This is a genomic window from Pseudomonadota bacterium (genome assembly GCA_022361155.1).
In the GTDB taxonomy this organism is placed as follows: domain Bacteria; phylum Myxococcota_A; class Polyangia; order Polyangiales; family JAKSBK01; genus JAKSBK01.
Genome location: JAKSBK010000276.1, coordinates 26,535 through 37,417, shown reverse-complemented (window position 1 = coordinate 37,417; position 10,883 = coordinate 26,535). Strand labels below are relative to the sequence as shown.

The window sequence follows — 10,883 nt, the reverse complement described above, 5'->3', positions numbered from 1 at the left end:
ATCCCCGCTCGCAAGCACATCGTGATCTCCTTGCGCTACATTTACGGAATCGGCCAGGCTCGAGCCAAAGCGATCTGCGGCCAGGCCGAGATCCAAGAAGACAAGCTCACCGAGCAGCTGAGCGACGCGGAGATCAGACGCATCCGGGAGACGATCGACGCGAACTACAAGGTCGAAGGTGATCTGCGACGCGAGGTGCAAGTGAGCATCAAGCGGCTCATGGATCTTGGGTCCTATCGCGGCCTCAGGCACCGCAGGGGACTTCCGGCGCGGGGCCAGAGGACGCACACCAACGCCAGAACCCGCAAGGGACCAAAGCGTGGCGTGCTCTCCCGAAGGAAGTAGCCCGCCGACGCGTTCAGGAGGACGAGATGGCAAAAGCCGCTAAGAGCACCAAGGGCAAGAAGAAAAGCCGCAAGAACATCCCGACCGGAATCGCCCACATCCAGTCTACTTTCAACAATACCATCGTGACGATTACGGACGTGCGGGGCAATGTGGTTTCCTGGTCCAGCGCTGGTGCCCGCGGCTTCAAAGGCTCTCGAAAGAGCACACCCTTTGCGGCGCAGCTAGCAGCGGAGGACGCTTCGCGACGCGCCCAGGACCACGGCGTTCGCACGGTCGCGATCTTCGTCAACGGTCCGGGGGCGGGTCGCGAAACCGCGCTTCGAGCGCTCCAGGCCACGGGTATGAGGGTCACGCTTATTCGCGATGTGACGCCCATACCTCACAACGGCTGCCGTCCACCCAAGCGACGTCGCGTCTAAGGCAGATCTCAGGAGACAGACTCCATGGCACGCTATATCGGCCCTGTTTGCAAGCACTGCAGGCGTGAGAATCTCAAGCTCTTCCTCAAGGGGGAGCGCTGCTACACGGACAAATGCTCCTTTGATCGCCGGCCCTACCCCCCGGGCACCCATGGGCAGCGTCGCATCAAGTTCACGGAGTACGGGGTGCGGCTGCGGGAGAAGCAGAAGGTCCGCCGCATCTACGGCCTGCTCGAACGTCAGTTCCGCCGCTACTTCGAACTGGCTGATCGAAGCAAAGGGGTCACAGGAGAGAATCTCCTGAGACTGCTGGAGCGGCGCCTGGACAGCGCCGTCTATCGTTTCGGGATTGCAGCCACGCGCACCGACGCCCGCCAGCTGGTACGCCACAAACACGTGGCGGTCAACGGGCGTACGGTGAGCATTCCCTCCTTCTTGGTGAAGCCCGGCGACACGATCGAGGTGCGTGAGAAATCCAAGAAGAAGCTGCGCATCGAGCAGGCGTTCGAAGTTGCGGGACGCCGGGAGCCGCCCGAGTGGCTAGCGGTCGACCGAGAGAACCTGACGGCTACTGTAAAGGCTCTTCCGAGCCGGGAGCAAATAACACTTCCCATTCAGGAGCAGCTCATCGTTGAGTTCTATTCGCGGTAACACATCTCACGAGCATTAGGATCAGTCCGATTAGAGGAGAACCATGCCGACATCCTCCACGATTGCGCGCAATTGGCGCGAGCTAATCAAACCAAAAGTGGTTCAGCCAGATCCGGAAACCCTTTCGGATACCTATGGCAAATTCACTTGCGAGCCTTTGGAGCGCGGGTTCGGCTTGACGCTCGGTAACGCGTTGCGCCGGGTGCTGCTCTCCTCGCTGCAGGGAGCGGCCATCACGGCGGTCAAGATCAACGGCGCGCTACACGAGTTCACGTCCGTACCGGATGTCACCGAAGACGTTACGGACATCGTGCTCAACCTCAAGCAGGTGGTGGTTCGCACCGAGCAGCCGAAGACCTATCGTCTCGACATCGATTGCGAAGGTCCTGCGCAGGTTACGGCGGCGGATATCCAGGTCACCGATCAGGTGGAAATCCTCAATCCCGAGCTCGCCATCTGTTCCGTGGCGAGAGGTGGGCGCTTTTCCGCCGAACTGACCATCAACTCGGGTCACGGATACGTGCCGGCGGAACGCAACAAGTCGGCGACGATGTCCATCGGAACGGTGGCCATCGACGCCCTGTTTTCGCCGATTCGCAAAGTGAACTACAGCGTGACGAACGCGCGCGTCGGTCAGATGACCGACTACGACAAGCTCACGCTGGAGCTGTGGACCAACGGAGCCGTCCGAGGCGCCGACGCGCTGGCCTATGCGGCCAAGATCATCAAGGATCAGGTCAGCGTGTTCATCAACTTCGAGGAAGAGTCCGAACCGGACACACGCGACCAGCCGCAAGAGGATCCGCTCAATGAGAATCTGTTTCGTACTGTCGAGGAGCTCGAGCTTTCCGTACGTTCCGCCAATTGCCTGCAGAACGCCAGCATTCACTTGATCGGGGAGCTGGTTCAACGCTCGGAAGCTGAAATGCTCAAGACCAAGAATTTTGGTCGCAAATCGCTCAAGGAAATCAAAGAAATCTTGGCAGACATGGGGCTGCAGCTGGGCATGCGTATCGACAATTGGCCGCAGATGCTGGAGCGCTGGAAGCAACAGCAAAACGCGAATTAGAATGGGGTTTGAAAACGGCGCTTAGCCAATAGGTACGGTCAGCATGAGACACCGCAAGGCAGGTCGAAAATTCAGTCGTAACACCAGTCATCGACGAGCCATGCTGCGCAACTTGGCGGGAAACCTGGTGCTGCACGAGGCTATCGACACAACGGACGCCAAGGCCAAGGAATTGCGGCGGGTGGCGGAGCGCTTGATCACGTATGCGACCCGCCTGGGTGAGGATCTGGACGTCGACGTGGGCAAGCTCGACGAAGGGAGACGGCAGAAGGCGGTTGCGCGACGCATGCACGCGCAGCGAAACGCCGCGCGGTTTCTGCCGCGGCGCGGCACGCGGACGTTGGCCGACGGGGGCGTCGAAGAAACCGACCTGATACACAAGCTCTTTCACGAGATTGCACCGCGCTATATGAAGCGTGTGCAGTCGGGCAAAGGTGGCGGCTATACCCGGATCACCAAGAAGCTCCCACGGCGTGGCGACAACGCGCCGGTGGCTCGGATCGAGCTGCTTCCGGGGGAGTAGGGACGCCCCGCACTCCATGACAAGGCCGCGCGCGATCGCGTGAAATCGAGCCTGGCGGGCCCGATTGGGTTGGCCCGCACCCGCCGGCGGCATTGAGCGGGACGGCCGTTGCTGCGCGGCGCAACGGGTCGCCCATGCGACCACGACCATCCACGCGCCGCGTGCATTTGGTCCGAGTCTTGCTTCGGCGCTCAACAGGGTCACGCACGCTTTGGACGCAGCGCTCTTTGATGAAGAGGTCCTATCGCAATCGGTGCATGCAACACCGCGGCGTGGCCGGACCAGGGCAGACGCAAACTTTGCTTGCAAGCACGGCGAAGGCTCGTTGCAGCGCATCTTTTTCGCCTTTTCGACGGGCGTCGCCACAAGCTCCCTACAGGAAGGATCCATCGGATGTTTTGTGACCAGTGTGAGCAGACGGCCCACGGCACCGGGTGTGTTACGAGTCCAGGTGTCTGCGGCAAGACCGAGGAGGTGCAGGCCCTGCAGGAACTGCTGCTCTACGGGGCCAAAGGCATGGCCGCCTATGCCCACCACGCCCGCAAGCTCGGCCGACACGATGAGGGCGTAGCGGCCTTCCTGGAAAGGGCGCTGTTCGCAACCATGACGAACGTGAACTTCGATCCCGAGTCGCTGTTCGCGCTGTGCCTGGAATGTGGCCGACACAATTACAGCGTCATGGAGATGCTGGACGCCGCCCACGTAGCAGCCTTCGGTGCTCCAGCGCCGACCGAGGTGCGGGAAGGCACCGAAGCGGGGCCTGGCGTGCTCGTCACCGGCCACGACCTGTACGATCTCAATGTGCTTTTGCATCAGATCGAAGGTACGGACATCAAGGTCTATACCCACGGCGAAATGCTGCCGGCCCACATGTATCCGGCACTCGAGGGGCATCCCAATCTGGCCGGGCATTTTGGCGGAGCCTGGCAAGAGCAGAAGTGGGAATTCGCGAGCTTTGGCGGCCCCATCGTGGCAACCACGAACTGCGTTTTGATCCCCAGAGAGTCCTACGCCGAGCGGCTCTTTACCACCGGTGTGACCGCAGTGCCGGGTGCGACCTTGTTGCCGAAAGACGACTACTCGCAGGTGATCGACAAAGCTCGCGAATGCGACCCGTTGCCGGAGGTTGCTGCAGGACGCTCGACCATCGGGTTTCACCATTCCGTGTTGGCGGGCAAGCTCGACGCGCTGATCGACGCGGTCAAGCAGGGTCAGGTCAGCAAGTTCTTCTTGATCGGTGGCTGCGATGGCGCAGAGCGGGGCCGCAACTATTTCAGCGACTTCGCTCAGAGCACGCCCAAAGACACCTTCATTCTTACACTAGGCTGCGGCAAGTACCGTTTGAGAGGCTACGACTACGGCACGCTGCTGGGACTACCAAGGCTGCTCGACATGGGGCAGTGCAACGATGCCTATGGGGCGCTCCGCGTGGCGAGCGCCCTTGCCCGGGCGTTCGAGTGTTCGGTCAACGACCTGCCCCTCGAGCTTGTTGTCAGCTGGTTCGAACAGAAAGCCGTGGCCGTGCTGCTCACCCTGCTCAGTCTGGGTGTCAAGGGTATCCAGTTGGGTCCCAAGCCTCCTGGGTTTCTCACCCCCGCCATGCGCACGACGCTCGAGCAGCGTTACGGGCTGCGCTTCACACGCTGCAACGGCCAGGGGCATCTCGACGTGGTGCAGCCCCAGAGCCTGTCGTGAGCTGATACGCACGAACCGCGGGCCGTAGTCCCCGGGGGTGTTATCGTCGGAGCGAGCCCGAGGCCGAAGGCGAGGGCCGATGCGGAGGCCGAGGTCCGATTGCGGAGGCGGGCCGCCTGAGCGAAGCGACGCCGCCAATCCCCAAAAACGGCCGTCCTGTTCTTACTTCTTTCGGTTTCCGCCGCCGCCGCACCACAAGCGCTGCACCGAGCGCGGCAAGCAGCCAGGCCTGCCACCCTGGCTTCCTGCCCCTTCCACCCGGGACGCTGCAACCGCAACCCTGCTCCTGAGGTATCGCCGCGCTCGCGCGGGGAGCCGGGTCCGGCGCCACAGCACCGCCTGCTGCCGGCAGGCCTGCGTCGCTACCGGCCGCACCCGCACCACCGGCTGTTCCGGCCGCTGCCCCGGCGAGCCCAGCTACTCCCCCGACGCCCGCCATGCCCAACGTGCCTGCCACACCACCGGCTGTTCCCGCGCTTCCCATCCCCGCAGGTCCGCCGCCCGCCGCCGTGACGCCGGCCACGCCCCCCACCCCGGAAGCTCCCAGTCCCGCGCCACCGGTGGCTCCGCCTACACCACCCCCGCCAACGCCCGCGCTCCCGGAATGGCCGCCGAAGCCACCGCTGCCCGCGCTGCTCGTGTCACCAAACGACAGATGAATCCGCTCCAGCATCGACTGGTTCGTGACCGTAGTGGGATTGGCACTACTATCGAAGATGCGGAACCAATCGTCGTAGTCACGGATCCCGGGCCAATAGACGCTCCCCATCTTCAGCTCGTTGATCCTCCTTGACATCGCCCGGATATAGCTGATCTTGTTATCGCTGCTCGCCATGCTGTAGTCATGACCCTGGGTACATTCCGATCCCCATTCAGTCACGATCGTGCGCGAGGCGAATTTGCCGACCCCCCGATTGAACCTATCGGTCCAGCCCTGTTCACCCGTTTGGGAACCGAACCAGTGGTACAGGTGGAAACTGAACAGGCAGCCGGCCACGCGCGGATCATCCCCGATCGCAGCAACGTTCTGTGAGTACCCGGTGCCGTCACAGATCGTGCGTTCGGCCGGGAGGTTGGTCATGAATCTCCGGAAGTCCCGATAGAGATCAAGCAGAGCGTTCCGACTGTAGCCGTGCGGCTCGTTCATGGGCTCCATGTAGACCATGGGATTGTTGCCGTATTCGGCGTCGATCGTCATCCACATCTTCTTCCAGTTATTGGAATTGTCGACGCGGCCGTCCTTGGAGTTGCTCGCCTCCCAATAGGCCAGGATGACCTTCATGCCGTGCACACCGATGACCCTGTCGATGAGGCGCTTGTACTTAGTCCACCATGAGACGTTCGACACGGTCGCGGCGTTTACGGGGAACCTTACCGTGTTCCCGCGCCCTATCGTTTTGAATGCACTGCATACGCGGTCGGCGAGGGCGTCGATTTCCACGTCAGTAATGCCACCGTTCATCCCTGACACCTCAATTATACCGTCTACGAAATTATCCCGCCGATCGGCCCAGTTAAATCCATTGAAATCATCGACACTTATCTGAGCATAGGTCGAATTGCATACGAGGAGACCAGTCAAAAAGAACACATGCCTCATCTTACTCACCTTGCCGCCGCAACCGCTAAGGGTTTGTCGTTCGCAAAACCGCCGCTGTTCCCGCCGCGCACGCTTTCATACGGCGATGGCCGTTGGCGCCAGGCGTTACCTATATGAAGGTAGCGTTTGGCTGCCACAAGCTCTTGCTCGGCGAGGTCATCGACGAGGGCATGGAGGGAGTCTCTGCTGGGCATTGATGGCAGTCTAGCAGCCAGAGCGGAGCGGGCAGTCTGGATCGGAGTGATACAGGTGGCAGCCGGTGGCAACCCCGAGGCCGGGTGGTCGGGGCGTCTTGCGGGCCCTAAGGCCACGCCAAGACCGCGGCACTACCGTGAGCCTCTTCAAGCTCGGCCACGTGCTCGAGCAGCGCGGTGCGCCGCTGCAGCAATCCCTGCCAGCGATGCTGGTCGAGCAGCGGGCCGTGGGCTTCGCGCTCGAGTCGTTCCTTGAGGTCTGCCAGGTCGAGACTGCGCACGCGTTCGATCGTCTGGGCACGGAAGCGCTGCACCACCTGCAGGCGGTCCTCCATCAAGCCGTTTTGCTGGCGGCCCTTGGCAAAGCCGGCCGCGTTGTCGAGGAAGATCAGGGGACCTTCCGGGCCGTAGGTGAGCACGTTGACGTTGTTGCCCCCCCAACGGTCGATGTTGAGCGTCAGGTAGTCGAACACGGCCATGTCGGACAGCTCTGCGGCTCGCTCCGGCGGATCGGGCTGCTCAGGCGCCCGCCTGCGCGGCTTGTGCGGCAAGATGCCCCTGTTGCGTCGCCGCAGCGCCTCGACGTACAGCCGAGGCCGCTGGTAAGGGGTCACGTGCCAGTAGCCCCAGGGCCGGATGCGCAACCAACGTTCCCATTCGGGAGGCGTATTCAAACGCGCCAGTTTCCGGGGCAGCCACCAGATGAACGCGCCGCGCACGTAGCCTTCGGCGTCGATGACGATTTCGTCTCGATGGGGATTGCGCGCAGCGGCACTGCGCAGCAGCGACCAGGGCAGGCGGCGCGTGACCACCGGCGGCACGCGCCTCAGACCGAGGGCGCGGTCAAGATGGTAAGCAGCCACCTCGGCAAACCACAGGGCGCCGGAAAAGCTCTGCTCCGGCTTGAAGTAGCCCTGGGTTCCGTCCTCGAGCGTCAGCCGAAACGCCAAGCTGCGTCCTCCACGACCCGGCTGCACTTTCGCCACCTCGCCCTGGATCAGGCGATCCAGCACCGCTTCCTCGGGCATTCCGAGAAACCCCGAATCGTTGCCGGGCCAGGGCCGCTGGGGCAAGCTCGGCCTACAACCGACCGGAAGCTCGAGCCGAGTTTCCGGGCTGGCGTGCCTGGATCGACAAGGAGCCTTCGGATGCACCGGCCGCCGCCCCGGGTTGTGCAGCCCGTCCTCGCCAGTCGGATCGGGCCCGGGTGATTGCGGGTCGGCCCGCGACGGCTCCGGCTCCCGGCAGCCCGGCCCCCACGCGGCCGCCGCCGCATCGACGCACGGGCCGTCCCGAGGAATCTGCGCACAGGCGGTCGGGGCGACCAGGCTCGAGGCGGCGACCAAGCTAAGGGCCCATCCAAGAACAGCTCGCTCGGTTGCGGCCGTGCAGGGCGGCGCGCTCGCGGCTTTCGTCCTCGCAATGGCGCTGCTATTATTACGGTTTTTCCTCCGGGCGCGCCGGCGAATCGCATCCACCCGGCACGGCCGGTCTCGGCCAGTTGTTCTGGGACGGGCCCTAAGGAGCGCGGCTACTCTGGTATCCACAACTGCAACCACTCCCGGCAACATGGGTCGTCCGTCGCCTCTCCGGCGGGTGCGACCGACAACTACGCAGCGACGATCGCGCCCGCATCGGTCACCAGCCTCCAGCCGCAACCGTTGCTGTGCAGCCGACTCGGAGCCACAGGCCCGATCCGGCTACCCGATCCACCCGTCCAGCGGCTCGCTCGGAAGTTGGCGACCGATGCGGGCTCCAGCGAGTGTGACAGCCCGCTCGGGCCCGGTCACCTTTGCTGCAATTGCAGCGAACCGCTTGCGTGAACCTCCGGCCGCGCGTCACCCCGTGGGGTCAAGGCGGTCACGCAGCCAGTCCCCGGCCAGGTTGAAGCCCAGCACGGTGACGGCGATGGTCCCTCCCGCGATCAGGGCCACGTGCGGAAAGCGCAGAAGCACCGCGCTGCCTTGATCGAGCAAGGCGCCCCACGAAGCCGTCTTACCCGGCCCCAGGCCGAGGAAGGACAGGGTCGACTCGGCCAGGATGGCGGCTCCCAGACCGCTGGTGGCCTGCACGACCAGGGGCCCGGCCACGTTGGGCAGCACGTGCCGGAACAAGACACGCGCCTCGGACGCACCAAGAGCACGAGCCGCGAGCACGAACTCGCGCTCCCGCAGCGACAACGCCAGCGAACGCACCACGCGCGCGTACAGCACCCAACCGTTGGCGGAAAGCGCCAGGACCAGGTGAACGACCCCTGGTTGCGCCACCAGCGCCATGATCGCGATGTTCAGCACGATCGCGGGAAAGGCCTGGACCAGGTCGGCCAGCCCGGTGACGACGTGGTCTACCCGGCCTCCCCGCAAGCCGGCGTAGGCTCCAAGCAGCGTTCCGATGCATACCGAGGCGCCAACCGACAAGAGCCCCACAACGCCGGCAAGACGCGCCCCATGCAGCAGCACACTGAGGATGTCCACGCCGTTATCGGTCGTGCCCAACCAGTGCGGCCCGCCGGGACCCCGGTACTCGTGAAGCAAGTCGATCTGGCTCGGGGAGAACGGCGCACACCACGGCCCCAAAAGCGCCGCCAGCGTGAAGACCGCAACGATGAGGAGCCCGACCGGGACCCGCACCCCGGGCACAAGGACCCCGGCCGGGACCCGCACTCCGGGGGCGTGCTCGCGCCCGCTGGCGGGTGCATGCTCGCGCCTCATGACAGGCGCACCCTGGGATCGACCAGGCCGTACGCGAGATCCACGAGCAGGTTGACCGCTACGTAGATCACCGCGATGACCAACACGCAACCCTGCACCAGGGGGATGTCCCGGTCAAAGAAGCCTTCCAAGAAGAGCAATCCAAGGCCGGGCCGCTCGAAGATCTTCTCCGCGATCACCGTCCCTGACAGGATGGCGCCGAATTGAGCCGCCCCCACGGTCATGACGGGCAGCAGCGCGTTGCGTAAGGCATGTTTGAACACCACGCGGGCGGGCGATAGGCCACGCGCCCAGGCGGCCACGATGTACTGTTGATCGAGCACTTCGAGCAACGAGGCACGGGTCTGGCGCATGAGAATCGCCGCGAGCGCCGTACCCACCGTGAACGCCGGGAGGATCAACGCTTCGATGCGGGCAGGGTCATCGCCCGGCAAGGGTAGCCAACGTAGCTGCACCCCAAAGAGCAACACCAACAGCGGTCCGAGCCAGATGTTGGGAATCGCGATCCCAAGCATCGCCACGGTGGACGCTGCCCGGTCGAGGTTTCGACCCTTGTACAGGGCGGCCACCGCACCCAGCGGGATGGCGATAAGCCAGGCCACCGCCATGGCGCTGACTGCAAGCACCAGGGTCGCCGGAAGCACCTGCGCGATCAGGCCGGAGACGCTCTGGCCGCGCTTTCGAAACGAGTAGCCCAAGCTTCCATCGGCCACATGGCCGACAAAGGTCAGGTACTGCTCGGCAACCGGACGATCGAGCTCGAGGGCACGCCGGAGCGCCGCACGATCCTCGGGCGCTGCCTGATCGCCGAGGATAGCGTCGACAGGATCTCCTGGAATCGCCCGCACCATCAAGAACACGAGCGTGACGACCCCGAAGACCGTGGCAACAGCCCGGCCGATGCGCACGAGCAGATAGCGCAGCGCGTTCGGCAGCCCTAGCGGCACGACGGCCACGGGCTCCCTGCAGGATCAGCCTTCGGGTTGTTGGTCGCGAGGCGCGGCATCGGCACCAGGCGGCTGCCCAGGCGTTGCTGGCAAGACGCGACGACGAGGAGTACTGCGGGTATTTCGAGCAGGAGCAACACAGCGAGCGGCGTTTGGAGCCTGCGAGGTGGGCAGGTTATGGTGTGGCGGGTCCTCAGGGTGAGCTGGGCTCGGCCAGCGCGCTCGGGTCGTAGGTGCAGAACCTGCCATCGTGCTCGTGCGTGTCGGCGGCGCCTGAAAGGTAGGTCCGATCGCTTTGTCGCGTCGCGCAGATGTACTCGTCCCGGCAGTCGTTGTCGCTCTTGCAGCGCTTGAGGCACCAGGTGCTCTGCAGACGCGGTCGCCAGGGCCGGAACGTGACGCAGACCGAGTCATCGTAGGCCTTGCAGGAGCCGGGCTCGCAGCCCTGCACGGAGCAGTAACCCCCTGGCCAGTTTCTGACGCAGCGCCGATTGGCCTGCACGTCGCAGTCTAGGTCGCCCTGACAGCTGTCGCCGATCTCGCTGGAGCAAGCGCCGCATACGAAACCGACCAACGATACAATGCACACGAGGCCGCGCATGGCGCGCGCAGCATAGACAATGCGCCTCGCACATGCCAGCGTCACTGCTGTCCATGGCATGCCTGCGGTGAGGGCCCGCGGAAGAACAACTCGTGTGTTGCGGTGAGTTGCGGTCAGGGCTGGGT

11 protein-coding genes are annotated in these 10,883 nt (G+C 64.1%); 6 read left to right on the top strand and 5 right to left on the bottom strand.

The annotated features are described in order from the left end of the window. From rpsM to hcp, 6 genes are all read left to right on the top strand, one after another. On the top strand, positions 1-345 hold a 345-nt coding region (gene rpsM / locus MJD61_10615), incomplete at its 5' end, for a 30S ribosomal protein S13 (protein ID MCG8555722.1). 26 nt (positions 346-371) lie between these two features. Beyond that, the gene (gene rpsK, locus MJD61_10610) at positions 372-767 is read left to right on the top strand and encodes a 30S ribosomal protein S11 (GenBank protein MCG8555721.1); all 396 of its coding nucleotides are present in this window, start codon (positions 372-374) and stop codon (positions 765-767) included. A 24-nt stretch (positions 768-791) separates the two neighbouring features. Beyond that, entirely contained in the window at positions 792-1,418 is a 627-nt protein-coding gene (rpsD, locus tag MJD61_10605) for a 30S ribosomal protein S4 (protein ID MCG8555720.1), read from the top strand. A 43-nt stretch (positions 1,419-1,461) separates the two neighbouring features. Then, positions 1,462-2,487 (top strand): DNA-directed RNA polymerase subunit alpha, encoded by a 1,026-nt coding sequence (locus tag MJD61_10600; protein MCG8555719.1) that lies wholly within the window; start codon positions 1,462-1,464, stop codon positions 2,485-2,487. A gap of 43 nt (positions 2,488-2,530) precedes the next feature. Further along, complete coding sequence (gene rplQ, locus MJD61_10595; GenBank protein ID MCG8555718.1) at positions 2,531-3,010, top strand: 50S ribosomal protein L17; 480 nt, start codon at positions 2,531-2,533, stop codon at positions 3,008-3,010. Between the two features lie 393 nt (positions 3,011-3,403). Continuing rightward, positions 3,404-4,705, top strand: coding sequence for a hydroxylamine reductase (gene hcp, locus MJD61_10590; GenBank protein MCG8555717.1), 1,302 nt, complete (start codon positions 3,404-3,406; stop codon positions 4,703-4,705). Positions 4,706-4,745: 40 nt separating this feature from the next. On the opposite strand, the gene MJD61_10585 is transcribed toward hcp, so the two are convergent. From MJD61_10585 to MJD61_10565, 5 genes are all read right to left on the bottom strand, one after another. After that, the gene (locus tag MJD61_10585) at positions 4,746-6,053 is read right to left on the bottom strand and encodes a glycoside hydrolase family 5 protein (protein MCG8555716.1); all 1,308 of its coding nucleotides are present in this window, start codon (positions 6,051-6,053) and stop codon (positions 4,746-4,748) included. 553 nt (positions 6,054-6,606) lie between these two features. Next, positions 6,607-7,572 carry a hypothetical protein gene (locus MJD61_10580; GenBank protein MCG8555715.1) on the bottom strand — a complete coding sequence of 322 codons (966 nt, stop codon included), beginning with the start codon at positions 7,570-7,572 and terminating at the stop codon, positions 6,607-6,609. A 765-nt stretch (positions 7,573-8,337) separates the two neighbouring features. Beyond that, positions 8,338-9,210 carry an ABC transporter permease gene (locus MJD61_10575; GenBank protein MCG8555714.1) on the bottom strand — a complete coding sequence of 291 codons (873 nt, stop codon included), beginning with the start codon at positions 9,208-9,210 and terminating at the stop codon, positions 8,338-8,340. Then, on the bottom strand, positions 9,207-10,166 hold the full coding sequence (locus MJD61_10570) for an ABC transporter permease (protein ID MCG8555713.1): 960 nt from the start codon (positions 10,164-10,166) through the stop codon (positions 9,207-9,209). Before MJD61_10570 ends, MJD61_10575 begins: the two co-directional genes overlap by 4 nt. A gap of 184 nt (positions 10,167-10,350) precedes the next feature. After that, the gene (locus MJD61_10565) at positions 10,351-10,818 is read right to left on the bottom strand and encodes a hypothetical protein (GenBank protein ID MCG8555712.1); all 468 of its coding nucleotides are present in this window, start codon (positions 10,816-10,818) and stop codon (positions 10,351-10,353) included. Between the last annotated feature and the right edge of the window lie 65 nt (positions 10,819-10,883).